Raw genomic sequence first — 22,422 nt, 5'->3', positions numbered from 1 at the left:
GGAGAGACTCAGCGTCCGAGGGCGATCTCGTGGGGCAAGGGATATGCGCCCTTGGTGCCGCGCCAATGCGCGGCGGCGAACCCCAGCACGATCAACGCGAATCCCTGGTGGATCAGCGCCATGTGCAGCGGCACATGCATCAACAGCGTGCCGATGCCGACGGAGGCCTGCACCAGCACCAGGGCAAACAACAGCGTCGCGCGACGAGCATGCGTTGAACCGGGCAGACGGCGACGCGTGGCGATCATGTGCCACAAGGCGACGACGAACACCGTATAGGCGCCGATCCTGTGCACGAACTGCACCGTCTTGGGGCTTTCGAAGAAATTGCGCCATGCCGGCTCCAGGATCAGCAGATCGCCGGGAATGATCTTTCCGTCCATCAGCGGCCAGGTGTTGTAGCTCAGGCCGGCGTGGAGCCCGGCGACCAGACCGCCGAGATAGATCTGGATCAGCGCCAGAAGCACTACGAGACCAGCCAGTTTCTGGGTCGAACGATCGGCCGCAGGTTCCGAATGCGGCGCCAAGCCGCGCGCGACGACCATGGTCGCCGTGAAGATCAGCGCGGCAAGCGTCAAATGGGTGGCGAGCCGGTACTGGCTGACCGAGACGCGGTCGACCAGACCGGAGGCAACCATCCACCAGCCGATGGCGCCCTGCAGACCGCCGAGAAGCAGGATGCCGACCAGCTTCGGCCCCAGTCCGCGCTCGATGCGGCGCGCCGCCCAGAAGAACAGCAGCGGCAAGGCGAAGACCAGGCCGACGCTGCGCGCCAGGAGACGATGCGCCCACTCCCACCAGAAGATCGACTTGAATGCCTCGATGCTCATGCCCTTGTTGAGCTCGGCATATTGCGGGATCTGCTGATAGCGCTGGAATTCCTCTTGCCATTCGGCGTCGTTGAGCGGCGGGATGACGCCGTGGATCGGCTGCCACTCGGTGATCGACAGGCCGGACTCGGTGAGCCTTGTGGCGCCGCCGACCAGCACCAGCGCGAACAGCACCAGAAGCACGACGTAGAGCCAGCCGCGCACCAGCGCGCGGTTGTGCAGATCGCGGTCACGCGCCTCGTAAGGCGCGGCAGTAATGGCGGCCATGGATTTATCCCGGCAGGTTGAAGTCGCGGATTGGTGGACCATCGCATTCCCGCATGCAAGACCGGGCGGCGCGGCACGCCGTCGCGCCGCGTCTGTCGGGTTGCACAGCTTCGCGTCAGGGCCTATGGCGAAGCCGACACATTGAGCTGGGCCGCACTTTACCCCGGCTCCAGGAGGCCAACCATGCCCGTGCGCCTGAAAAAGCTGATCGGAATGTTCCTGCTGGTGGCGCTTGTCATCATCTACGCGCTGGTCGCATCGATCTTCGCGGTCGCCCGGCTGTCCGAGGCGGGCCCGTGGACGCATTTCCTGTTCTTCCTGCTAAGCGGCCTGCTCTGGGTGCTGCCGGCCATGGGCATCATCAAATGGCTGATGCTGGAGCCTCGGCCCAAGCGCTGAACCGTTGCCGGCCGGCCTCAGATGGTGACCACCATCTTTCCGGCGTTGGCGAGCGGCGTCGTCACGCCAGACAGCATGGTGCGGATGTGGGCGAGGTTCTGATAACGGCCGTTGACCGAGATGCGCGGCAATGCGTGCAGGAAGCAGGCGTGTTCGGCGCGCAGCACGCCATGACGGGTGGTCACGGCCGAGGTGTAGCCGGCATCGCGGACAAGGCCCACTTCGCGGCAGCCGACGGCGCTGGCATAGCCGTAGGGATAGGCGAAATGGCGCGGCTCCTCGCCCAGCTCGGCTCGCAGGATGGACTTCACCCCGACGATTTCGTGCCGCGCGTCGGCTTCTGAAAGCCGCTTCAGATTGCTGTGGTTGATCGTATGAGCACCGATCGTTACGAGCGGATGCGCTGCGATCGCGCGGATCTCCGACCAGGTCATCAGCGTGTCTACGCGCGGCCGGCCGGCGTCGACGCCGTTCGCATGCGCCAGTTCGCGCAGCACGGCGCGCAGGTCCTCCTCGCGAACCTCGCTGGTGAGATAGGTGTGCAGCCGTGCGATGGCCTGGAGCTTTTTGGCCGGGCTGGTGCAGTCGATCGTCGTTTTCCCTTCGGACGTCGTCAGGGTCAGGCGATCGCCCGCGTTGACGAGATCCTCGACCACGTCCCACCACAGATCCGCAGTGCCGTTGATAAGCCCCGGAGCCACATAGATGGTGATCGGCGCGCCGTGCTTTTCCAGCACCGGCAAGGCTTCGGTCATGTTGTCGCGATAGGCGTCGTCGGCGGTGATGGCGGCGAACTGGCCGCCCTTGCCGCGCGCCGCGATACGCTCCACCGCCTCGTCCATCGAGACGAAGGCGTAGCCATCCGCCTTCAGGCCGGCGATCATGGCGTCGAGGAAGTCGGGCGCAATGTTGAGATGACGGTTGACGCTGTCGGGCTTTTCGGGCTTTGCCGTAACGCGGTGCAGCATGAGGATGGCGCCAATACCGCCGACCAGCGGTTTGGCCAGCGGTGCGAGGCCGGTATAGCGGGCGACGTTGAGCGCCAGCTTTCGGATTGCCTCCCCGCCGTCGATCATTCCTTCACCTTTTGCGCCTAGGCTGAACCAAGCACGGATACGCCTGAGCGCCCCCAAATCGGCAGCAATACGCCCTAAGGATTGAGGTATGGTTGACGCGGCCGCGTCATTTGACGGCAATCGCCTGGCGGCAATCGAAGCCCCGCCCAGTGTGCCGCCAATAGAGCCGGCTGGGCTGTCGGTTTCCACCGCTTCCGCCGATGGGCTCGCGGCCTATGCCGCGTTCTGCCGCTCCGCCGTGTTCGCGCCGGCGCAGAGCGCGGCTTGGATCCGCAACTGGGCCGCGCAGGTCGAGCCGGACCCGGTCGTGGCGATGCTGAATTGCGAAGGCAGACCGGTTTTCGCACTGGCGCTGGAGGTCGTCGGCCATGGGCCATTCCGTGTTGCCCGCTTCATGGGCGGCCGCCACGCCAATGGCAATTTCGTCGCCGCCGACCCGCAATGGCTTGCCAGGGCGGACAGTGCGGCTATTCGTTCGACCCTGGCGGCCATAGCCGAGGCTCGCCCCGACATCGATCTCGTCGCCTTCGAACGCCTGCTGCCCGACCTCGATGGCGTAGCCAACCCACTCGCCTCGTTCGATTATTTCGACAGCCCGAACCTGTCGCTCGCCGTCGACCTGGTCGGCGGTTTCGATGCACTGCTCTCTCGCGCAAACGGAAAGCGCAAACGCAAGAAGCACCGCTCGCAGACGCGCAAGTTCGAGGCCATCGGCAGCCATCGGCGCATCGAGGCGCGGACCGTGGACGAGGTCGGCCGGCTGCTCGACGGCTTTTTCGAGATGAAGGAATCCCGCTTCCGCAGGATGGGCATCGCCAACGTCTTCGGCGACAATCAAGTGCGCGCGTTCTTCCGTGCTCTGTTCACCGAGGCGCTTGCCGAGGATAAGCCCTCCTTCGTGCTGCACGGGCTCGAGGTCGCCGGCAAGCTTCGCGCCGTGACCGGATCGAGCCGCTCGGGCAAACGGCTGATCTGCGAGTTCGGCGCGATCGCCGAGGATGACCTCGCCCACACCAGCCCCGGCGACTTCCTGTTCTTCGACAATATCCAGGAAGCCTGCGAGGCGGGTTTCGACGTCTATGATTTCTCGGTCGGCGACGAGCCGTACAAGCGTTTATGGTGCGATATCGAAACGCAGCACTTCGAGGTGCTGGTTCCGCTGACGTCGAAAGGCCGCGCACTGGCGCTGGGGCTGCGGCAAAGCGCCAGGCTGAAAGCCGTCGTCAAGAACAGTCCGACGATCTGGAAGCTGACCAAGCTGCTGCGTCGCAAGGCCGCTGGCCAGGCGCCGGCGCCCGCCGAGGACGGTAGCTAACCCGCCCACCTTCCAACGTGATGACCACAAGCGCCGCTCATCGGACTCAAGCCGCCGAGCGCCTTCCCGGCACCGGGGTGCCCGGCGGTTCGTGGCCGAGCGGGGTCACCAGCGTCAACTCCGGATAGCCATTCTCGATCAGCTTGACGGCGGCCTGCGTCACCTCATCATCCGGCTCCAGCATGGAGAGGAACACCTCGGTCGCATCCCCACCCAGACGGCTGATGCCTTGGGCGTCGGCGGGACCGCATTCGACCACCACCAGGTCATAGGCGGTGGTCAGCGATTGCATGATGATCGGCAGCCGGTCGGCGGCGCGCATGGCGCGAACCGGATCGGCGGTGCCGACAGGAATGACATGGCAGTCGGAATAGAGGTCGGGGTGGATGACTTCGCTGAACTGCGCCTGCGACGCGAGCAGATTGGTGATGCCCGGGAACAGTCCGCTGTCGAGCATCGGTCGCGAGGCGGCGCCGGAAGCCGTGAGGTCGAGCAGCAGCACGCGCAGGCCGGCGTCGGAGGCCTCACGCGCCACCAGGATCGCGGACGCGGCCGCCTCGTCACCTTCGGGCGACACGAAGATGGCGCGCGCGGCGCCGCTTGCGATCAGCTTTTCCGCCGCTTTTTCAACGTCGATCTCGCCCAGCACCGAACGCGGCCTGGTTTTGGCGACCGGGACGGCCTCGGCAACAGGGACGGTTTCGGCGACCGGTGGGCCGGCGGCGGGTTCGACCTCCATGGCAGATTCCGCCGGCGAGGGCAGATCCGGTTCCATCATCATCTCCGGTTCCACCGCTTTCTCAGCGTGGTGCTCAGGCCCGGACTCTGGAATGATCGTCGTTTCCCTGGCCGCGACCGGCATCGCCACCTCGTCGATCGGCTCGAAGCGAGCGCCGCTGGCCGGGCGCATGGCGCGGCCGGAAAAGAGTTCGCGCAGCAGCGTGAACACTGACATGAGCAAAAGCGAGGCGGCAAAAGCAGCACCGACGATCGGCCCGATCTTGGGGAAGTAGGCCTCGGAAGGCACTACGGCCTTCGAGATGACACGCGCGTCGACCGGCACGTAATTGCGATCCTGGCGCGAAGCCGCCTCGCGGTAGTTGGTCAGGTAAAGTTCGAGCTGCTGGCGCTTGGCGGCAGCGTCACGCTGCAGCGCATCGAGACCGACCTGCTGTTCGCCTGCCTCCGCGGAAGCCGCCTTCAGCGTGTTGACGTCGGCGACGAGCTGGCTCTCACGTGACTTGGCGGCATCGGCCTGCATGGCCAGCCCCTTCATCACCTTCTGAGCTTCGCTGCGGATCTGCGCGTCGAGATCGGCCAGCTGTGATTTTGCCGCGCGAATGCGCGGATGATTGTCGAGCAGCGTCGTCGACAGGTCGGCGATGTTGGCGCGCAGTTCGACCTGCCGTTCGCGCAAGCGCTGGATCAGATCGGATGACAGCACCTCGGGCAGCGAATCCAGCGAGCCGCCATTCTGCAGCGCCTTGCGCACGCTGTCGGCGGTGCCTTCGGCGGCGGCGCGGTTGGCCCGCACCCGCGACAATTCGGTCGACAGTTCGGCCAGTTGCTGGGTGGCGAGCACAGAATTGTTGCCGCCCACCAGAAGGTCCGACTGGGCGCGATAGGCGGCGACCTTGGCCTCGGCATCCCTGACCTGCTTCTGCAGATCGGCGATCTCGGGAGCCAGGAAGTCCGCCGCCGCGGTGTTGGATTCGAGCTTGGCCGCGCCCTGCCCGGCAATGTAGGCGGCGGCAATGGCATCGGGGATAGCAGCCGCGAGCTTGGGATCTTCCGAGGAGAACTCGATGGCGATGATACGCGTCTTTTCGACGCCATAGACGTTGAGCTTCTCGCGCATCTTCTTCAGGACGCGTTCGTCGACCGGAATATCCATGGGATCGTTCTTCAACCCCACCAGGATCAGCAGGCGGTTGAGAGGCGACATATCGACAGTTTCGTCGAATTCGTGCAATCGCGACAGATCAAGCTTCTGCGCTACCTGCTTGAGGATTTCGTTGGACGAAATGATCTGGACCTGGGTGGCGACGCCTTGCTCATCGAGGATAGGCTTGTCGCTGTCATTGCTGCCGGCCGGGCGCGTGTAGACGGATTCACGCGTATCGATCTGAACCTGCGTCTGGGCCTTGTAGTGCTTGGTTGCCAGCGAAGCGAGCGCAAACGCCAACCCGGTAACCACCAGGGAGACGACCAATATTCGCAGCCAGTTCCTCGCCAGGCTGGCGAAGAGCTGCCTGAGATCGACGTCAACGTCTGCGGCCGTGGACTGAACGGACATGCATCCTACTCCGATACGGATCGCATGCACCGTAAACAACTATGGTAACTCAGCCGTTAAGATCACAGGAAGCTTCCGTCAGGACTTACTGGCAGGCGCCAAGCAAAACCGTCAAAGTTATAAAACTCCTGCCGATCGATGCCGTATCGATCGCGCCCTTTACCGGCCATTAACCCTAACAGGACGATAACGAACGCGCTCTCAGATGTTTGCTGCGACGCCGCAGCGGCCAGTCGAAGGTATGTGTCCTGTCATGAAAAGCACTGCTTCCCTCTTTCGCGCGCTGCTTGCCGTGTCGATGCTTGCCGGCTGCTCCAGCTACCGGCCGACGCCGGCCGCCTTCCACGAGGTGCTCGATCAACCCTATCGCCTGGGCGCCGGCGACCGCGTCCGCGTCACGGTGTTCGAGCAGGACGGGCTGACCAACACCTATAGTGTCGACCAGTCCGGATATCTCTCCTTCCCGCTGGTCGGTGCCGTGCCGGCCCGTGGCCACACCGCCCAGCAGATGGAAAAGGAAATCGCCGACAAATTGCGCCAAGGCTATCTGCGCGATCCTGACGTTACCGTCGAGATCGACCGCTACAGGCCTATCTTCGTCATGGGCGAAGTGGGCGCCGCCGGCCAGTATTCCTATGTGCCCGGCCTCACCGTTCAGAAAGCCGTCGCCATTGCCGGCGGCTTCACGCCGCGCGCCAACCAGGAAAGCGTCGACATCACCCGAGATATCAACGGCAAGGTGATGACCGGCCGGGTTGTCACGTCGGACCCGCTGCTGCCCGGAGATACTGTCTATGTGCGTGAACGTCTGTTCTGACGAACACACGTGGCGGACAAACTCAGGATCGTCCATTGTTTTCGTTCACCTGTCGGCGGGATCTTTCGGCATGTGCGGGACCTCGCGGAAGCTCAGGTCGCCGCCGGCCATTCGGTCGGCATCGTGTGCGATTCGACCACAGGCGGGGAGTACGAGGAGCGCCTGTTCGAGCGGATGAAGGCCATGCTGGCGCTCGGCATCCATCGCACGCCGATGCAGCGCCATGTCGGACTGGGCGATCTCGCCTCGGCCTGGCGCACCTACGGAATCATCAAGGAATTGCGGCCGGACGTGCTGCACGGGCACGGCGCCAAGGGTGGCGCCTATGCCCGTCTGTTCGGCTCACTGTTGCGGGTATCAAGGTCTCGCGTAGCCCGCCTTTATTCGCCGCATGGCGGTTCTCTCCACTATGACGAGAGCACGTTCACGGGAAAGCTGTTCTTCGCGCTCGAGCGATCCATGGCTCACTTCACCGACTGTCTGCTGTTCGTCTCGGACTATGAGCGACGCACCTATCGCAGGAAGGTCGGCGAGGCGCCCATTCCGAACGCGCTGGTCTACAATGGCCTGCGCGCGGCTGAGTTCGACCCCGTTCCGGAGAAGCCCGGAATGGTGGACCTGCTCTACATCGGCATGATGCGTGACCTCAAGGGGCCCGACATCTTCATCGACGCGCTGGCCCTTGCGGGGACACGGCTCGGACGCCCGCTGGGCGCGGTCATGGTGGGCGACGGCGACAACCTGCCTCGGTACCGCGCGCAAGTGAGGCGGCTCGGGCTTGACGGCAATGTGCGTTTCCTGCCGCCGATGCCGGCCAGGGATGCCTTTGCGCTGGCCGCGCTGGTCGTCGTTCCTTCGCGCGCCGAAGCATTGCCGTATGTCGTGCTGGAGACGCTGGCGGCGGGAAAACCGATGATCGCCACGGCCGTTGGCGGCATACCGGAGATCTTCGGCGCCGATTCCCCTGCCCTGATCAGACCTGATCCGTTGCAGCTTTCCGACAAGATGGCCGAAGCGCTGGCCGATCCCGCCGCCTATCGAAAACTGATGCCCGATCGCGCCGATCTGGAGGCACGCTTCGGAGCCGATGTCATGGCCGCCGAGATCGAGAAAGCGTATTTCGCGGCGCTGGCCAAATAAACCACAAGCCCAAGCCCTTCCAAAGCCACGCGTTGTTTCAAGGGTTTCTTAGCTCTCTTTTGCTATTGCCTGGGGGAAGCTTGCGGAAATCCCATGAACGAGATCGATCCCGTGCACCGCTTTTCGGCAGAGGCTGTGCGCAAACTCGACACCCCGACCGATGGCGGCATGCCGGGCGGCATGAATGATGTCGCCCGTCAGGTCGCCTCGCAATACCGGCGCGATACGATGTCGCCGATCATGGTCAGCGGCGTCCTGCGGATGGTCGAGTTCGCAGTGCTGTTCCTTTCCGGCCTCGGCGTCTATTTCTACTTTGTCGGCTTCTTCAACTATTTCGCCTGGCAATATCCGCTGACGATCGCCGCCGCGTCGTTCCTTGCAGTGGTGCTGCTCGACGTCACCGATTGCTACCAGATCGTCTCGCTCATGCGGCCGATCGCCAATTTTGGACGTTTGCTGCTGGTCTGGGCCGGCACGTTCGCCCTCATGGCGCTGACGGCATTCGTGATGAAGATATCTGAAAACTATTCACGATTGCTGTTCGGCACCTGGTTCGCCGTCGGTTTCATTCTCATCTTCGGCCTGCGGCTGGTGATGTCGAAGCTGATCCGGCGCTGGGCACGCGACGGCCACATGGAGCGGCGCGCCGTCATCGTCGGCGGCGGCAAGGCAGCGGAGGTCCTGATCCGCTCGGTCGAGAGGCAGCCCTACAACGACATCCGCATTTGCGGCATTTTCGACGATCGCAGCGACAAACGCTCGCCGCCTATCGTCGCCGGCTATCCCAAGCTCGGCACAATCTCGGAGCTGATCGAATTCGCCCGCATCGCCCGCATCGACATGCTGATCGTGTCGCTGCCGCTGACCGCCGAATCGCGCGTGCTGCAATTGCTGAAGAAGCTGTGGGTGCTGCCGGTCGATATCCGGCTGTCGGCGCATTCGAACGCCCTGCAGTTTCGTCCACGCGCCTACTCCTACATCGGCTCCGTGCCGATGCTCGACATCTTCGATAAGCCGATCAACGACTGGGATTCGGTGGCCAAGCGCGCCTTCGACATCGTTTTCAGCCTGATCGGCATCGTCGTGTTCTCACCGGTGATGCTGGCGACCGCTATCGCCATCAAGCTCGACAGCAAGGGACCGGTGCTGTTTCGCCAGAAGCGGCATGGTTTCAACAATGAGGTGATCGAAGTCTACAAATTCCGCTCGATGTATGCCGACCGGTCGGACCCGACCGCCAGACAGACGGTCACCAAGAACGACCCGCGCGTCACCCGCGTCGGCCGCTTCATCCGCAAGACCTCGATCGACGAGCTGCCGCAGTTCTTCAATTCGCTCTTGGGTTCGCTGTCGCTGGTCGGCCCGCGGCCGCACGCGATTGCCGCGCAGTCGCACAACCTGCTCTACAACGAAGTGGTCGACGGCTATTTCGCGCGCCACAAGGTCAAGCCCGGCGTCACCGGCTGGGCGCAGATCAATGGCTGGCGCGGCGAGATGGACACCAACGAGAAGATCCGCATGCGGACGGAATACGACCTCTATTATATCGAGAACTGGTCGATGCTGTTCGACCTGCGGATCCTGTTCCTGACGCCGATCCGGCTGCTCAACACGGAAAACGCCTATTGAGCGCGGTTACCCATGACCTGCCGCGCGCGGCGGTCAATGCCAAGCTGATCGCGCTGATTTCCTCGGGCGCGGTCGGGCTCGGCATCCTGCTTTCCGGCTTCGTTATCAGCGAGCCGGCTCCTTACGAAATCTACATGGCCGGCCTGATCGCCATTTGGGCGCTTTTCGGTTTGAGGATTTCGCGCGCGGCCGCGCCGCTGCTGGTGCTTCTGGTGACGATGAATATCGGCGGCATGATCGCCATGACGCAGATGTCGGACCTCGCCAACACGCCGCTCTACCTTGCAGTGTCGCTGTTTCTCGCCTTCAGCGCGGTCTTCTTCGCATCGGTCACCGCCACGCAGCCGAGCCTCTACCGGCTGATCTTCATTGCCTATGTCGTATCCGCGGTGATGACTTCGCTGCTCGGCATAGCAGGGTATTTCCATGCCTTCCCGGGCGCGGAGATGTTCACCAAATACGACCGCGCCGCAGGCGCCTTCCAGGACCCGAACGTGTTCGGGCCGTTCCTGGTTCTGCCCGGCATCTATCTGCTCTATCTGCTGCTGACCGGGCCGGTCTCGCGCATGCCGCTGCTGGCGGTGCCGCTGCTCGTCATCACATCAGGCATCTTCTTCTCCTTCTCGCGCGGCGCCTGGGGCATGTTTGCCGTCTCTGCCGTTCTGCTTACCGGCTGCCTGTTCCTGCAGAGCAACAGCGGCATGTTCCGGCTGCGCGTGGTGGTGATGACCATCGCGGCATTGTCGCTGCTGACGATCGCCATGATCGTCATCCTGCAGCTGCCCGGCGTGGCGGAAATGTTCTCCAACCGTGCCCATCTCGAACAGAGCTACGACACCGCCCGCCTCGGCCGCTTCGCCCGCTATGCAATCGGCTTCCAAATGGCGATGGAGCACCCGTTCGGCATCGGGCCTCTGGTGTTCGGCACCATCTTCGGCGAGGACACCCACGACATCTGGCTGAAGATGCTGATGGATTATGGCTGGCTCGGCTTCGTATCGTTCCTGACGCTTGTCCTCTGGACGATATGTGCCGGATTCCGCATCCTGCTGCGCGACCGGCCATGGCAGCCCTATCTCCTGTGCGCCTATGTCGCCTTCATCGGCAATGTCGGGCTCGGCACCTTCATCGACATCGACCATTGGCGCCACGTCTATCTGCTGCTCGGATTGGTCTGGGGCGCGATCGCGCTGGAACACCGTCATCAGCGGCAATTACGGCTGGCGATGCCGAAAGCTTCACCTGACCGCGGAGCGCTATCGGCTCGATAGTCGCCGCCGCCGACAGGCAGCGCGCGCTGCCGCTGTCGCACGATCATGGCCGGCGAAATTCGACGCGATGACAGGCCCGATTATCGTTTTGCGGCATCGCTGTCGGCCGCGGCGCGAGACAAGAACATCTGCGTCGTCTCGGCGAGATGGCTCTTGAGCCAATCCGCCATCGCCTCCTCTTCGCGCAGATTCTGTTCACACACACGCGCCACCTCGGCCTCCCCTTCGGCGTTGGCCGCGGCGATGAGCATCGTGTAGGAGGCAATCTCCATATGCTCGAAAGTATAGCTGGCAAGCGAACCCTTCATTACCTCGTCGCCGGCGAACACGCCGCTGATCGACTGGGCCATGGCGGTGAGCTTGCCACCTGCGTCTTTCATCGCGGAGGATCCCTCTCCGATCCGGTCAAGGCAGGTTCTCAGCCGTGAGGCCTGCTGTCGCGTCTCGTCGAGATGCTGACGGATCCGGTCACCGAACTCCGGATAGCTTTCGAGGCGTGACAGTTGCCCGGAGAGCATCGTCTCGGCCTGCTCCTCCATGGCGTGAGCGTCTCTCAGCCACTGTATCAACCAGTCGCGCGATTGTGTCATGAAGCTCTCCCTTTGGGTTGCTCGCCCAAACCGCGAGTGGAGAGCATTGTTCCGCCCGGACTATGGCAGGTTCGGCCAGAGGCGCTGCCAACGCGCGGATTGGCCGCCGACGCGACGGTCACTTCTTGCTCTGGCCCGAGGCATCGGCCAATGCCGGGTTCACCAGCTTGCTGCGGACGTCCCGCGCCATTCGCAGGTGCTCCAGTACGGCCGGCAGGATATCCGAGGCGAAATGCTGGACATCCGGATCCTGGCCGGAGCCGATCTCCCATTCAAGGAGTTGCACAGTCTTCTGATGGTCGACGATCTGGCCGCTGATGTAAGTGAGATCGAATTCGACGCCTGTAAGCTTTTCCAGCTTGGTACGCATCTCCTCGTGCTCGGCATCCAGCCCAGGCGGAAGCGGCATCTTGGCCGCTTCGGCGAGCGACTTCAGCCTGTCGTTCGCCCTCTGGTGGTCGTCAACCATCCTGCGGGCAAAGTCTTTCACCGCGGCATTTTCGGATTTTCCGGCAAGCTCGCCGAAGCGGACCTCGGCCAGACCGCCAGCAGCGGTAAGCTGCGCGAACAGCCGGTCCTGATAGTTGGTTTGGTGAGGCATTGGCTTGCCGGGAGATTCCTTCATCGTGTCCGGCGCCATGCCAGCCGGATTGCCGAACTGGGCGAAGGCGGTGGCGGCAGGCAGAAGCGCAAGCCCCACGACAGTTGCGAGTAGACGCATGCGAACCTCCTCGGGAAGCGTATCGCGCCGGATATCACGGCGCGCTTTCTCAGAGCACGAGCAGATAGGCGACCAGCGCGTCCTTTTCCGATTGGTCGAGTTTGGTGCCCAGCACCAGATTGAAGAACTCGACCGTGTCGGCGAGCGTCATCAGGCGGCCGTCATGCAAATAGGGCGGCGTGTCCTTGATGCCGCGCAGCGTGAACGTCTTGATCGGACCGTCGGGAAGCTCGACCATGTCGTTGACGGTCTGTCCTGGCTTGTAGAAACGATCGAGCTTCAGATCGTGCATGTTGTTGTCCATGAAGGACGTCTGGGGATTGTGGCATTGGGAGCAGCGGCCCTTGCCCATGAACACCGCTTCGCCTTTCAATTCCTCTTCTGACGCCAGTGCCGGATCGAGGCGGCCAAACGGATCGAGCTTAGGCGCCGGCGGGAAATCGATGATGTTTTGCATCTGTGCCATCATCGCCACCTGGTTCGGGCGGTCAGGCAGGTTGACGCCCTTGCGGGTGGCACTGACATGATCGCCATTGAAATACGCGGTGCGCTGCTCGAATTCGGTGAAATCCTCCACTGACCGCAATGAACGCTTCGATCCATGTATCTGCTGGTTGAAGAGGCCGCGCAGACTGGTGGTGTCGAGACGGAAGCGCGCCGCCTGCGGCCTGATGTCGGGTGTCTGATGGAAGGCGGCGTTAGTGTTGAAATTGGAATGGCAATCAAGGCAGGCGACACCCATGCTCTGGCCAGCGACCTTGCGGTCCTCGGTCTGATTGAACTCTTCCTGCGGGAATGGCGTCAGCAGAAGCCGCAAACCCTCCATCTGTACTGGGGTGATGATGCCGTTCATGATCTCGTAGTAATTGCGGATGGTAAGCAGTTCGCCGCGCGAGACATCGCCGAGTTCAGGGTGGGTGGTCAGGAAAATCGGTGGCGGGAATTCGGGCGTCAGGTGATCGGGAAGATCGAAATCGACGTCGAAGCGGCGCAGATCACGGCCTTCCTGGCGGCCGATCTCGCGGATTTCCTTCTCGGGAAACACTTGGCCTCCGGCAGCCTGCTTGACATGAGGTAGCGGCAGGAAGCCAGCCGGCAGAAGACCCTGGTCACGAATATCGCCGGGGCTCATCGAGCTTAGCCTGTCCCAGGTCGAGCCACCCGCCAGCTTGACCCTGACGCCACCCTGGACCGGCTTCTTGCCGTCGGTCATCATCACGCCCGGTATCGGACGGTCAGCCAGATCATAACGTTGCTCCAAAAGCTTCTTCTGACGCTCCATCACGCCAGGCTTCTGCGCCTCGTCATCGGCTTTCACCGCGGAAAAGGGCTGGCTCGGCAATGGCCGATAGGTGATGTCAGGAGGCAGCGGATCCGAGAACGCACTGATGCTGGCCGCCGCGACGATGATCGCGCACGGAAGGCCGATATGGAGTTTGCCGGTCATTTCGTCCCTCCTAAGTTCCCCGGACGGTTGCCAAACCGGACCGGGGGCGGTTTGTTCCAAGGCGGGAGTTGGCGAAAGGGAATTTATTTCCGCCACCGGATTGAGCCATCGCCGGGCTCGTCATCTCTGAATGCAGGGCGACATCTTCCCCGCCTCGAACGGCGACGCCACGTTTGGAAAGCAATTCCCGGCCAAGAGGGCCCCGACAGGTGGAGGCATTTACTCTGAAGGAAGCCTTGCTCATGGCATGGTCCACGGAGCGACCCGCGAACGCCCGTGGGACTTCGGGTCAGGTTTGACGCGATTTATCGGCGATGGTTGGTTCTGCTTCCGGAGGCGGTTTTAGCGCTTGCGCGCCAAGCCTCGAATATATATGGCTTTGCGCGGTCCGGAGTGTAGCGCAGCCCGGTAGCGCACTTGACTGGGGGTCAAGGGGTCGTCGGTTCGAATCCGGCCACTCCGACCATTTTAAACAAGGACTTACCCCCAAAGTCCGTCTCATCGATCGCCATCTACCCCTGGCACACATCGACCCATTCGGCGCCCGTGAGATCAGCCATGCGCTGCGGTGCGATCCGCACCGCCGCGTTGGTGGCGCCGGCGGCAGGCACGACCTCTTCGAAACCGCGCAGCGACACGTCGCAATAGACCGGCAGCGGCGCCGGCAGGCCGAACGGGCAGACACCGCCGACCGGATGGCTGGTTGCCTCGATAACCTCAGCGGCCTCCAGCATGCGCGGCTTACTGCCGAACCGATCCTTGAACTTGCGATTGTCCAGCCTGGCGGTGCCGCAGGTCACGACCAGCATGGTGCGTTCGCCGACGCGAAGGCAGATCGTCTTTGCGATCTGCGCCGGCAACACGCCGTGTGCCTGCGCAGCCAATGCTACGGTCGCCGAACTCGCCTCGGTCACGATCACGTCGATATCGGGCGCCTTGCTGGCGAAAAAGGCACGAACGGATTCCAGGCTCATCGAAACCCCCGCGGATCGAAATGACGAAGCAGCAAGCTAGGCCGGCGCGTCCATAAACACGTGCCAAGGCCTTCAGTCACGGCAAACAGAAAACCCGCCAAGGTCCCCGGCGGGTTTTCGAACATGCATGGCACTGGCGCTACAGCGCGGGGCGGTCTTGCGCGGCCCGCGCCTGCACGGCCGTGCCGAGCAGCGCCTCCTGAGGAAGCCGAAGCGCCGACGCAATACGGCGCAGCTGCGACGGATCGGCCGTCCTGCCGTTCTCGATATCCTCGATTTCGTCGACCGACAGACCGGTTGTCAGGGAAAGCTCCTCGACACTGTATCCCCTGGTTTCCCGAATCGTTCTGAGGGCGCTATGGCCTTGCCCGGCTTCGCTGGCAACCAGTTCCGGGAGGGGTTCGCGCTTTGCACTGTATGGCATTGGCAACTCCGTTGGCTGAAAGAGTTTGATGAAAATGGTGTTGCCTGAGACGGCGAGAACATGCCCGCTTGCGGGTGATTTGCCAAGTCACAAACTGGCCGTCACAGCATCGTGAACCATGCCTGGCGGACGCCGCTCGCAACCGCTCTCGATCAAGTTCTTTTGAACACCTGATCACCTCGTCCCTCGATGATTTTTACGACCCAGTTCGTTGGTTCAATTGCGCCGGCGCGAAACCCAAGACGTTGCCGGCGCGGCTGTCATTTTCCTGAAAGGATCAATGCGATGAAATTGCGGACAATCATGATCGTGCTCGGCACGCTTTCCAGCCTTGGCCTTGCTGCAACCAGCGCGCCGGCGGCAGACACGGTGCGGGTGCGCGGCGTCGTGGCCAGTTCCGACCAATCCCAGCTGACGGTGAAAAACCGCCAGGGTGGCATGGATAAGATCAAGCTCGCTGCCGGATGGAAGATATCGGGCGTCGCGGGCGCGTCGGTAAAGGACATCAAGCTCGGCGATTTCCTCGGCATAGCATCCGTGTCGAAAGCCGATGGCGGCAGCGGCGCGCTCGAGGTCGTGGTGTTTCCCGCAGCCTTGAAAGGCACGGGCGAAGGCGACCGCGCCTGGGACCTCAAGCCCAACAGCCGCATGACCAACGGCACCGTCGCCGACGTGACCGACGTGAATGGCCGCGCGGTGACGCTGACCTATGACAACGGCCAGACAAAGAAGATCTCAATCCCCGACAAGACGCCGGTCGTCACCTTCGCGCCGGCCACGCCGGGCGATCTCAAGCCCGGCGCGCCCGTCGTGGTCACCGCGACGCGCGGCGCCGACGGCACGCTGAGTGCCAACCGCGTCGTGGTCGGCAACAATGGCGTGGTCCCGCCCATGTAAGCCGGTTGCGTCTGCGGCCCCGTACCGAAATTTCTCCCGCTCATCGGCGCTGTGGGCTCAGCCTGTCGGCGGAGCCCACAGGCTGCGCCGCCAGACACATTCCAGAAACAAAATTCTATATTCGGGAAATACTGACGAAAAAAATCGGGAGCGTAATCCCGCTCGCGGCGAACAGGCTGTTGGCCTGATTCAGATTGCCTGCGAAAAAAGGAAGATATCCATGAAGAAGTCCCTCCTCTCGGCCCTCGGGCTTGCAGTTGCACTTGCATTCACCATGCCAATCCTCGGCGCGACCAGCGCTGATGCCGCGCCGATGCACAAGCATCACCGTCATCATCGCAGCCACCACTACCATCATCACCACCACCACAAGGTTATGGGCAAGAAGGCCTGAGCTTAACCGACTGCCAATGAGAAGACCGGCTTTGGCTTCTTGTTCGAAGCCGGTCTTCTCCTGGTTTCCTCCGGATACGCGCCGTATCAGCGCGATCTCGCAGCGCTACAACGAGCGCCTGCTCTGACGAAAAAACCCCTGTTCGTGCTGCAGACCGACAAGCTGGGGCTATGGCCCTTTTTTCGTGGCACCCACAGGCGCCGCTGTCCTAAACCGGGTGCACTTTCGGGCAACATGAATCGCCCGCGCACCGATCCAGCGGAACCGAGGAATAAATAAAGGTCAGCGCCGGCTGAACAGCAGACTGGCGACCAGACCAAGCACCACAAAGCCGATCGCCGCGGCCGTCGCCGGATGCTCGCGGGCGGATTTCTCGATCGCCCTGCCCCGCTCGCGGATCGCCGGCAACGCATCGTGCAGACGTTCCGCAAGGTCGGAATACGTGTCAAGCGCCGCGTCGCGACCGTCTTCGTAATAGGCGCCGCCCCGCCTGGACGCAGCCTTCTTCAGGGCCGCCAATTCCCTGGAGAGTGCAGCGACCCGCCTGTCGAGATCGACGTCCGAGAGGGTCGAGAATAATGCCATGATGCGTTTCCTTGTCTGCTCAAGCCTTGTCTTGCTCAAGAAAACGTAACGCATCACCCAAAGGCGGGTTCCCGTTCTTCAGGCGCCGGCCGGTTGCCCGTCAGCGCACTTGGTCGAGGAGGCGCTTGCATTCGAGGAGGTCGAACAACGCTTCCTGCAACAGCGCGCGATTGTCCCGCGACAGTTTCGAAGCGTCCGGCTGGACCGGGCCTTCCTCGTCGCTCTTGCCAAGACCGAAGAAACGGCGGCTGGGCTTGACCCTCGGCTGGCCAACCAGTTCGTCATCTCCGCCGCGCGGCTGCGCTGCCGCCGTCAACGGCACCTGGTCGGCCTGCTTTCGTTGCGAGATCGCCTCGACGGCGGCCATATCGCCATTGCCGATGGCAACCAGGAAATGGTTGCCGTTTTCGCGCAACAGCTTCTGCACGCCCTTGATGGTGTAGCCCTGGTCGTAGAGCATATGGCGAATGCCCTTGATCAGTTCGACATCCTGCGGCCGGTAGTAGCGGCGGCCGCCGCCGCGTTTCATCGGCTTGATCTGGTTGAAACGCGTTTCCCAGAAGCGCAGCACGTGCTGCGGCAGATCGAGGTCTTCGGCGACCTCGCTGATGGTGCGAAAGGCGTCAGGGCTCTTGTCCATGGGCGAAATCCTCACACTGGAGCATGATCCCGGGACATGGGAACCGGCGTTCGAACGAGATTCCCTCGACAGGAGGGGAGCTCATTCCGGCTGCGCGTAACGATCACGCGGAACACCAATCCGGCCATGTTGCCGAATCGGGTCTCATTTCAGCGGTTTGTGAGGCAATATTCAAGCCCGGCATCATCGCAAGGCCTGTTTTCAACCGTGCATTTGCAGCGAGCCTACTTGCCGCCCTTTGCCTTGCCGCTCTGGTGGGAGCGCAAGATGCGGTTCTTCAGCACGTTCGACGACTTGAAGGTCATCACCCGGCGCGGCAGGATCGGCACCTCTTCGCCGGTCTTGGGATTGCGCCCGATGCGCTCGTTCTTGGAGCGGACGTGGAACGTCGCGAAAGACGACAGTTTCACCGTCTCGCCACGGACGATCGCCTCGCAGATCTCGTCCAGCACCGCCTCGACGAGTTCGGCCGATTCAGTGCGCGACAAACCTACCTTGCGGTAAACGGCTTCGGCAAGGTCGGCGCGCGTAAGTGTCTTTCCCCCCATGCGACCGTCCCATCAGCTCAAACATAAAATCGACACAACAGCGGCAGAGCCTAAGTAATTGATCCGGCAAGGTCAAGGACCGAACCGGACCGTTCGGCACTTACCAGCGAAGCAGAACCGCGCCCCAGGTGAAGCCGCCGCCCATCGCTTCCAGAAGCACAAGGTCGCCCTTTTTGATGCGGCCATCGGCAACAGCCACGGAAAGCGCCAGCGGCACGGAAGCAGCCGAGGTGTTACCGTGCAGATTGACCGTCACCACCACCTTTTCCTCAGCTATCCCGAGCTTCCTGGCGGAAGCGTCAATGATCCGTTTATTGGCCTGATGCGGCACGAACCAGTCGAGGTCGTCGGCGGTGATGCCGGCCTGCGAAAACGTCGCCTCGATGACGTCGGTGATCATGCCTACCGCATGTTTGAAGACCTCGCGGCCTTCCATCCTGAGGTAGCCCACCGTTCCCGTCGTCGAAGGCCCGCCGTCGACAAAGAGCTTGTCCTTGTGCGCGCCGTCGGAGCGCAGGCTCATCGCTAGCACACCGCGGTCGGCAATACTGCCGCCCCCTTCGCCGGCTTCAAGAACCAGGGCGCCGGCGCCATCGCCGAACAGTACGCAGGTCGAGCGATCGGTCCAGTCGAGGATGCGCGAGAAGGTCTCCGAGCCGATCACCAGCACGCGCTTGGCCAAGCCGCCGCGAATATAGAGGTCGGCCGTGGTTACCGCATAGACGAAGCCCGAGCATACCGCCTGCAGGTCGAAGGCAAAGCCGTGATGCATGCCGAGCCGGTTCTGGATTTCGACGGCCGTGGCCGGAAAAGTATTGTTGGGTGTCGAGGTCGCCAGCACGATCAGGTCGATGTCTCCGGGTGTCAGGCCGGCATCGGCGAGCGCTGCGCGCGCCGCCGCCTCACCCAGCGAAGCGGTGGTCTCGTCGTCGGCCGCGATATGGCGCTGGCGGATGCCGGTGCGCTGGGCGATCCACTCGTCCGAGGTTTCGACCATGCCTTCAAAGTCGGCATTCTTCATGATGCGGCGGGGCAGCGCGGCGCCCATGCCGCGCACGACTGATCTGATCAAAGTTCTTTCCTATTCCTTTGCGTCGCTGACGACGTCGGATTTCCTAGATGTCTGGGCATGCGGATTGCGCGCATGGAACAAGTCCAGGTCGGCCTCGATGCGGTCGAGCAGATTGTTGCGCACCATATCGTAGCCGAGTTCGATGGCGGCGGCGAAACCATCCGAATCGGCGCCGCCGTGGCTTTTCACCACAATGCCGTTCAGCCCCAGGAAAACGCCGCCATTGGAGCGGCCGACATCCATCTTTTCGCGCAGGCGATCGAACGCGCCCTTGGCGAAGATATAGCCGATCCTGGCCATCAGCGTACGGCTCATCGCCGCCCGCAGGTAGCCGCCAATCTGGCGCACCGTGCCTTCCGCCGTCTTCAGGGCGATGTTGCCGGCGAAGCCTTCGGTGACGACGACGTCGACCACGCCCTTGCCGATATCGTCGCCCTCGACGAAACCGTGATAGTTCATCGAGGCCATATTGGCTTCACGCAGCATGCGCCCAGCCTCCTTGACCTCTTCCTGGCCCTTGATCTCCTCGACGCCGACATTGAGCAGGCCGACACTGGGCCGCGAGACGCCGAAGACCGATCGGGCCATGCCGGTTCCAAGGATGGCAAAATCAATGAGCTGGTGCGCATCCGCGCCAATGGTGGCGCCGACGTCGAGGACCACGCTTTCGCCGCGCAGCGTCGGCCAAAGTGCCGCGATCGCCGGGCGGTCGATGGTGGCCATGGTGCGCAGGCAGAATTTCGACATCGCCATCAGCGCGCCGGTGTTGCCGGCCGAGACGCAGGCGTCCGCCGTACCCGACTTGACCGCCTCGACAGCCTTCCACATCGATGACTTCCAGCGGCCATGGCGCAGTGCCTGGCTCGGCTTGTCGTCCATCCTGACGGCCACCTCGCAGTGGAAGAATTCGCTCACACCGGCCAGCTTGGGAAATTTGGCCAGTTCGGGTCGTACGGCCTCCTCCCGCCCGTAGATGACGAAGCGGACGTCGGGACGGCGGGTCGCGACCGTCATGAGCGCCGGAATGACCACGGCTGGTCCGTGATCGCCGCCCATGGCATCGATGGAAATCCTGATCACGCGGTATTCATCTCACGGTTTTGCTTAGGCGGCGGATCGTTTTAGTGATCGCGAAGGTTCGGCGAAAATAGCGGTTTTGGACATTCGCACAACCGACTTTTCCGTCGCGGGTGAGGTTTTCAGGATTTTCCCAACAGCGACCGCAGTTTCTGCTGAAATTCATTCTCCACCGGTTCGGCCTCGCGGCCGGCATCAAGCGACGCACCCGGCTTGCGCGGATAAGGATCGATGGCCAGTCCGAAGAACTGCTCGGCGAGTGCCCCGACATCGATCGTGTCGCCTGAAAATGTTTCGGGACTGTCAGGTCCATCCGCGTCGAGCAGGATCTCGCCGCCGCCTTCGAATCCCTGTCGTCCAAGCTTGGAATCCTCGGGCAGGAACAGAGCCTCGAATGATTCATCGATATGCGCCCCAACCGGATCGAGCGTGACGATACAGGCCTGGGTGATGTCGGCCTCGACCCGGCCGCTGACCTTCACGCCATTGCGTTTCCACGGCGTCACCAGGAATTCAGCACGGTAGGCTTCGACCGAGAGCAAGCTGTGCTCTTCGGCGAGTGTCGCGCGCTGGGTGGCATCGGCCTCGATGACCACCGGCAAGCCCTTCTGCGGCAGGCGGGCGACGTTGGCAAAAAACGATACCGGACTCTGCGGATCGGCGTGCTTCATCGATCTGCCTCCTGGGCGAGCGGAAAGGTCACCGTGCCGGAGACGATCGCCCGGCACGGCTGCGTGGCCAGCCGGTTGCGGGCATCGGCGACATAGTCGGACAGTCGTGACGCTTCCGCCCAGGCCGCAGCGTCGGGCCGGACATTGCGTGCAAGGGCGGCGGTGAGCCCATCATGATCATTGCGCTCCAATGCGTCGTCATAGGCGGCGGTGCGGCCATAAAACATCTTCGCCAGCTTTTTCATGCGCTTGGGCACTCCGACATCGCCAATGCCGAGTTCCCGCAGCGAATGGTCGACGTCGAGGAAAAACTCGTCGATCAGCACCTGCGCGATCTCCTGCGCCACGCCGTCTTCCCCACGCAGCCGGTGCTGGACCAGGAACATGTGCAGCGACAGCATTTCGAAACGCCCAAGCGGCGTGTCCGGCACATTCCAGTGGGAATAAAATACGGTCTGCCGCGCGGCCGCCACGATTTGTGCGTAAAGCGCGTCGGTGATGGCGCGGTTGGCGTGGCGTTCGCGACCAAAAAGGCGCTGGAACATGGGGATGGTCTCCGGGGACCGTTTGTTGAATTGGCCTTGTTGCATCGGCAAGCAAGCTGGTTTACCGGTTTTGCGGCCCAGCGCAAGTTGCGGCGATATAATGGAGAATTGTTGTTGCGCGCGCTGAATTTCAAGTCGACCTTCTCTTCCAGGCCCGCTGGCGCGATCTCGCTGCTGGCCATCATTGCGGCGCTTTCGGCCTGCAACAGTTCCAAGATGATCGGTGATCTGAACCCCAGCGAAACGCTGACGCAGGGGTATGTCATCGATCAGCAGGCGATCGATTCGGTGCCGGTCGGCTCAAGCCGCGAGCAGGTGCTGCTCGCGCTCGGCACGCCCTCGACGACGGCGACCTTCGACAATGAAGCCTTTTACTACATCTCGCAGACTCGCAAGCGCTATGTCGCCTTCGACAAGCCCCGGCTGATCGATCAGCATGTGCTGGCGGTTTATTTCGGGGCCGATGGGCGGGTCACCCAGATCGCCAATTACGGCCTGAAGGACGGCAAGATCTTCGACTTCATCTCGCGCACCACGCCGACTGGCGGCAAGGACCAGAACTTCCTCAGCCAGATCATCAACGGCGCCAGCAAGCTGGCGCCCGGCATTCCCGGCGGCGGCACTCCCTGATCTCAGACCCGCCTCCCCTTGGGGATGGCAGCACCATCTCAGGCGACCAAAAACCCGTGGGAGCGATCCCACGGGTTTTTGTTATCATGGGGCGGGAGAGGCCGGCTCGTCGACGATGGGCAGACAGCGACGGCAGGACGCGGACGCAGCCGTTGAAATTCGTTTTC

At 62.7% G+C, this 22,422-nt stretch carries 24 protein-coding genes and 1 tRNA gene; 10 read left to right on the top strand and 15 right to left on the bottom strand.

What is annotated here, in order from left to right; all coding sequences use genetic code 11:
* Window positions 1-8: 8 nt before the first annotated feature.
* Window positions 9-1,097: a COX15/CtaA family protein gene (locus FJ986_RS02315; RefSeq protein WP_140673320.1), complete on the bottom strand. Its 1,089-nt coding sequence runs from the start codon at window positions 1,095-1,097 to the stop codon at window positions 9-11.
* 183 nt (window positions 1,098-1,280) lie between these two features.
* Between FJ986_RS02315 and FJ986_RS02310 the strand changes: the two genes are divergently transcribed.
* Complete coding sequence (locus FJ986_RS02310; protein WP_140522178.1) at window positions 1,281-1,496, top strand: DUF2842 domain-containing protein; 216 nt, start codon at window positions 1,281-1,283, stop codon at window positions 1,494-1,496.
* 17 nt (window positions 1,497-1,513) lie between these two features.
* On the opposite strand, the gene FJ986_RS02305 is transcribed toward FJ986_RS02310, so the two are convergent.
* A complete protein-coding gene (locus tag FJ986_RS02305) occupies window positions 1,514-2,572 on the bottom strand; it encodes a polysaccharide deacetylase family protein (RefSeq protein ID WP_140673318.1) in 1,059 nt (352 codons plus the stop codon).
* An 88-nt stretch (window positions 2,573-2,660) separates the two neighbouring features.
* Between FJ986_RS02305 and FJ986_RS02300 the strand changes: the two genes are divergently transcribed.
* Window positions 2,661-3,887 carry a GNAT family N-acetyltransferase gene (locus FJ986_RS02300; protein WP_140556981.1) on the top strand — a complete coding sequence of 409 codons (1,227 nt, stop codon included), beginning with the start codon at window positions 2,661-2,663 and terminating at the stop codon, window positions 3,885-3,887.
* Window positions 3,888-3,933: 46 nt separating this feature from the next.
* On the opposite strand, the gene FJ986_RS02295 is transcribed toward FJ986_RS02300, so the two are convergent.
* Window positions 3,934-6,183, bottom strand: coding sequence for an exopolysaccharide transport family protein (locus FJ986_RS02295; protein ID WP_140673316.1), 2,250 nt, complete (start codon window positions 6,181-6,183; stop codon window positions 3,934-3,936).
* Window positions 6,184-6,436: 253 nt separating this feature from the next.
* On the opposite strand from FJ986_RS02295, the gene FJ986_RS02290 reads away from it, so the two are divergent.
* The 4 genes from FJ986_RS02290 (at window position 6,437) to FJ986_RS02275 (ending at window position 11,040) form a co-directional block, all read left to right on the top strand.
* On the top strand, window positions 6,437-7,000 hold the full coding sequence (locus tag FJ986_RS02290) for a polysaccharide biosynthesis/export family protein (RefSeq protein ID WP_140673315.1): 564 nt from the start codon (window positions 6,437-6,439) through the stop codon (window positions 6,998-7,000).
* A gap of 9 nt (window positions 7,001-7,009) precedes the next feature.
* Window positions 7,010-8,140, top strand: coding sequence for a glycosyltransferase family 4 protein (locus tag FJ986_RS02285; protein ID WP_140673313.1), 1,131 nt, complete (start codon window positions 7,010-7,012; stop codon window positions 8,138-8,140).
* Between the two features lie 93 nt (window positions 8,141-8,233).
* A complete protein-coding gene (locus tag FJ986_RS02280) occupies window positions 8,234-9,769 on the top strand; it encodes an undecaprenyl-phosphate glucose phosphotransferase (protein ID WP_140493986.1) in 1,536 nt (511 codons plus the stop codon).
* Window positions 9,766-11,040 carry an O-antigen ligase family protein gene (locus FJ986_RS02275; protein WP_140673310.1) on the top strand — a complete coding sequence of 425 codons (1,275 nt, stop codon included), beginning with the start codon at window positions 9,766-9,768 and terminating at the stop codon, window positions 11,038-11,040. Before FJ986_RS02280 ends, FJ986_RS02275 begins: the two co-directional genes overlap by 4 nt.
* An 80-nt stretch (window positions 11,041-11,120) precedes the next feature.
* Here the strand turns inward: FJ986_RS02275 and FJ986_RS02270 are convergent, their stop codons facing one another.
* The 3 genes from FJ986_RS02270 to FJ986_RS02260 form a co-directional block, all read right to left on the bottom strand.
* Window positions 11,121-11,630, bottom strand: a complete 510-nt coding sequence (locus tag FJ986_RS02270) for a DUF892 family protein (protein WP_140673308.1) — start codon at window positions 11,628-11,630, stop codon at window positions 11,121-11,123.
* 118 nt (window positions 11,631-11,748) lie between these two features.
* Window positions 11,749-12,351: a DUF4142 domain-containing protein gene (locus FJ986_RS02265; protein WP_140673306.1), complete on the bottom strand. Its 603-nt coding sequence runs from the start codon at window positions 12,349-12,351 to the stop codon at window positions 11,749-11,751.
* Between the two features lie 49 nt (window positions 12,352-12,400).
* Window positions 12,401-13,798, bottom strand: coding sequence for a cytochrome B6 (locus FJ986_RS02260; RefSeq protein ID WP_140624726.1), 1,398 nt, complete (start codon window positions 13,796-13,798; stop codon window positions 12,401-12,403).
* 389 nt (window positions 13,799-14,187) lie between these two features.
* Here FJ986_RS02260 and FJ986_RS02255 point away from each other — a divergent pair.
* A tRNA-Pro gene (locus FJ986_RS02255) sits at window positions 14,188-14,264 on the top strand.
* Window positions 14,265-14,310: 46 nt separating this feature from the next.
* On the opposite strand, the gene FJ986_RS02250 is transcribed toward FJ986_RS02255, so the two are convergent.
* Complete coding sequence (locus tag FJ986_RS02250; protein WP_140673304.1) at window positions 14,311-14,772, bottom strand: YbaK/EbsC family protein; 462 nt, start codon at window positions 14,770-14,772, stop codon at window positions 14,311-14,313.
* A gap of 139 nt (window positions 14,773-14,911) precedes the next feature.
* A complete protein-coding gene (locus FJ986_RS02245; protein WP_140493999.1) occupies window positions 14,912-15,196 on the bottom strand; it encodes a helix-turn-helix transcriptional regulator in 285 nt (94 codons plus the stop codon).
* Between the two features lie 285 nt (window positions 15,197-15,481).
* On the opposite strand from FJ986_RS02245, the gene FJ986_RS02240 reads away from it, so the two are divergent.
* Both FJ986_RS02240 and FJ986_RS30370 read left to right on the top strand, forming a co-directional pair.
* The gene (locus FJ986_RS02240; RefSeq protein ID WP_140583720.1) at window positions 15,482-16,093 is read left to right on the top strand and encodes a hypothetical protein; all 612 of its coding nucleotides are present in this window, start codon (window positions 15,482-15,484) and stop codon (window positions 16,091-16,093) included.
* 220 nt (window positions 16,094-16,313) lie between these two features.
* A complete protein-coding gene (locus FJ986_RS30370) occupies window positions 16,314-16,487 on the top strand; it encodes a hypothetical protein (protein ID WP_181181847.1) in 174 nt (57 codons plus the stop codon).
* Between the two features lie 282 nt (window positions 16,488-16,769).
* On the opposite strand, the gene FJ986_RS02235 is transcribed toward FJ986_RS30370, so the two are convergent.
* The 7 genes from FJ986_RS02235 to FJ986_RS02205 all read right to left on the bottom strand — a co-directional run bounded on the left by FJ986_RS02235 (window position 16,770) and on the right by FJ986_RS02205 (window position 21,625).
* The gene (locus FJ986_RS02235; RefSeq protein WP_140515713.1) at window positions 16,770-17,072 is read right to left on the bottom strand and encodes a hypothetical protein; all 303 of its coding nucleotides are present in this window, start codon (window positions 17,070-17,072) and stop codon (window positions 16,770-16,772) included.
* A 100-nt stretch (window positions 17,073-17,172) separates the two neighbouring features.
* Window positions 17,173-17,712: a MerR family transcriptional regulator gene (locus tag FJ986_RS02230; RefSeq protein WP_140494005.1), complete on the bottom strand. Its 540-nt coding sequence runs from the start codon at window positions 17,710-17,712 to the stop codon at window positions 17,173-17,175.
* Between the two features lie 224 nt (window positions 17,713-17,936).
* Window positions 17,937-18,260 carry an integration host factor subunit alpha gene (locus FJ986_RS02225; protein WP_140494007.1) on the bottom strand — a complete coding sequence of 108 codons (324 nt, stop codon included), beginning with the start codon at window positions 18,258-18,260 and terminating at the stop codon, window positions 17,937-17,939.
* 100 nt (window positions 18,261-18,360) lie between these two features.
* Window positions 18,361-19,332 carry a beta-ketoacyl-ACP synthase III gene (locus FJ986_RS02220; protein ID WP_140494008.1) on the bottom strand — a complete coding sequence of 324 codons (972 nt, stop codon included), beginning with the start codon at window positions 19,330-19,332 and terminating at the stop codon, window positions 18,361-18,363.
* 9 nt (window positions 19,333-19,341) lie between these two features.
* On the bottom strand, window positions 19,342-20,412 hold the full coding sequence (gene plsX / locus FJ986_RS02215; protein ID WP_140494009.1) for a phosphate acyltransferase PlsX: 1,071 nt from the start codon (window positions 20,410-20,412) through the stop codon (window positions 19,342-19,344).
* Window positions 20,413-20,531: 119 nt separating this feature from the next.
* Window positions 20,532-21,080, bottom strand: a complete 549-nt coding sequence (locus FJ986_RS02210) for a DUF177 domain-containing protein (RefSeq protein ID WP_140515709.1) — start codon at window positions 21,078-21,080, stop codon at window positions 20,532-20,534.
* Window positions 21,077-21,625: a ubiquinol-cytochrome C chaperone family protein gene (locus FJ986_RS02205; protein ID WP_140494013.1), complete on the bottom strand. Its 549-nt coding sequence runs from the start codon at window positions 21,623-21,625 to the stop codon at window positions 21,077-21,079. The genes FJ986_RS02210 and FJ986_RS02205 overlap by 4 nt, the downstream gene beginning before the upstream one ends.
* Window positions 21,626-21,739: 114 nt before the next feature.
* Here FJ986_RS02205 and FJ986_RS02200 point away from each other — a divergent pair, with 114 nt between their 5' ends.
* Window positions 21,740-22,255, top strand: coding sequence for an outer membrane protein assembly factor BamE (locus FJ986_RS02200; RefSeq protein ID WP_140494015.1), 516 nt, complete (start codon window positions 21,740-21,742; stop codon window positions 22,253-22,255).
* Window positions 22,256-22,422 lie beyond the last annotated feature (167 nt).

This window comes from Mesorhizobium sp. B1-1-1, from assembly GCF_006442955.1.
In the GTDB taxonomy this organism is placed as follows: domain Bacteria; phylum Pseudomonadota; class Alphaproteobacteria; order Rhizobiales; family Rhizobiaceae; genus Mesorhizobium.
Note: the sequence above shows the minus strand (reverse complement) of the source record. Positions and strands in the feature narration are given on the sequence as shown.

What these genes read in the sequence shown, in the direction of transcription:
- FJ986_RS02250 (WP_140673304.1), bottom strand. Translation starts at nt 14,772, where the DNA reads ATGAGCCTGGAATCCGTTCGTGCCTTTTTCGCCAGCAAGGCGCCCGAT.
- FJ986_RS02290 (WP_140673315.1), top strand. Translation starts at nt 6,437, where the DNA reads ATGAAAAGCACTGCTTCCCTCTTTCGCGCGCTGCTTGCCGTGTCGATG.
- FJ986_RS02315 (WP_140673320.1), bottom strand. Translation starts at nt 1,097, where the DNA reads ATGGCCGCCATTACTGCCGCGCCTTACGAGGCGCGTGACCGCGATCTG.
- FJ986_RS02230 (WP_140494005.1), bottom strand. Translation starts at nt 17,712, where the DNA reads ATGGACAAGAGCCCTGACGCCTTTCGCACCATCAGCGAGGTCGCCGAA.
- FJ986_RS02210 (WP_140515709.1), bottom strand. Translation starts at nt 21,080, where the DNA reads ATGAAGCACGCCGATCCGCAGAGTCCGGTATCGTTTTTTGCCAACGTC.
- FJ986_RS02305 (WP_140673318.1), bottom strand. Translation starts at nt 2,572, where the DNA reads ATGATCGACGGCGGGGAGGCAATCCGAAAGCTGGCGCTCAACGTCGCC.
- FJ986_RS02245 (WP_140493999.1), bottom strand. Translation starts at nt 15,196, where the DNA reads ATGCCATACAGTGCAAAGCGCGAACCCCTCCCGGAACTGGTTGCCAGC.
- FJ986_RS02295 (WP_140673316.1), bottom strand. Translation starts at nt 6,183, where the DNA reads ATGTCCGTTCAGTCCACGGCCGCAGACGTTGACGTCGATCTCAGGCAG.
- FJ986_RS02280 (WP_140493986.1), top strand. Translation starts at nt 8,234, where the DNA reads ATGAACGAGATCGATCCCGTGCACCGCTTTTCGGCAGAGGCTGTGCGC.
- FJ986_RS02235 (WP_140515713.1), bottom strand. Translation starts at nt 17,072, where the DNA reads ATGGCATTATTCTCGACCCTCTCGGACGTCGATCTCGACAGGCGGGTC.
- FJ986_RS02270 (WP_140673308.1), bottom strand. Translation starts at nt 11,630, where the DNA reads ATGACACAATCGCGCGACTGGTTGATACAGTGGCTGAGAGACGCTCAC.
- FJ986_RS02300 (WP_140556981.1), top strand. Translation starts at nt 2,661, where the DNA reads ATGGTTGACGCGGCCGCGTCATTTGACGGCAATCGCCTGGCGGCAATC.
- FJ986_RS02240 (WP_140583720.1), top strand. Translation starts at nt 15,482, where the DNA reads ATGAAATTGCGGACAATCATGATCGTGCTCGGCACGCTTTCCAGCCTT.
- FJ986_RS02310 (WP_140522178.1), top strand. Translation starts at nt 1,281, where the DNA reads ATGCCCGTGCGCCTGAAAAAGCTGATCGGAATGTTCCTGCTGGTGGCG.
- FJ986_RS02225 (WP_140494007.1), bottom strand. Translation starts at nt 18,260, where the DNA reads ATGGGGGGAAAGACACTTACGCGCGCCGACCTTGCCGAAGCCGTTTAC.
- FJ986_RS02260 (WP_140624726.1), bottom strand. Translation starts at nt 13,798, where the DNA reads ATGACCGGCAAACTCCATATCGGCCTTCCGTGCGCGATCATCGTCGCG.
- FJ986_RS02265 (WP_140673306.1), bottom strand. Translation starts at nt 12,351, where the DNA reads ATGCGTCTACTCGCAACTGTCGTGGGGCTTGCGCTTCTGCCTGCCGCC.
- FJ986_RS30370 (WP_181181847.1), top strand. Translation starts at nt 16,314, where the DNA reads ATGAAGAAGTCCCTCCTCTCGGCCCTCGGGCTTGCAGTTGCACTTGCA.
- FJ986_RS02205 (WP_140494013.1), bottom strand. Translation starts at nt 21,625, where the DNA reads ATGTTCCAGCGCCTTTTTGGTCGCGAACGCCACGCCAACCGCGCCATC.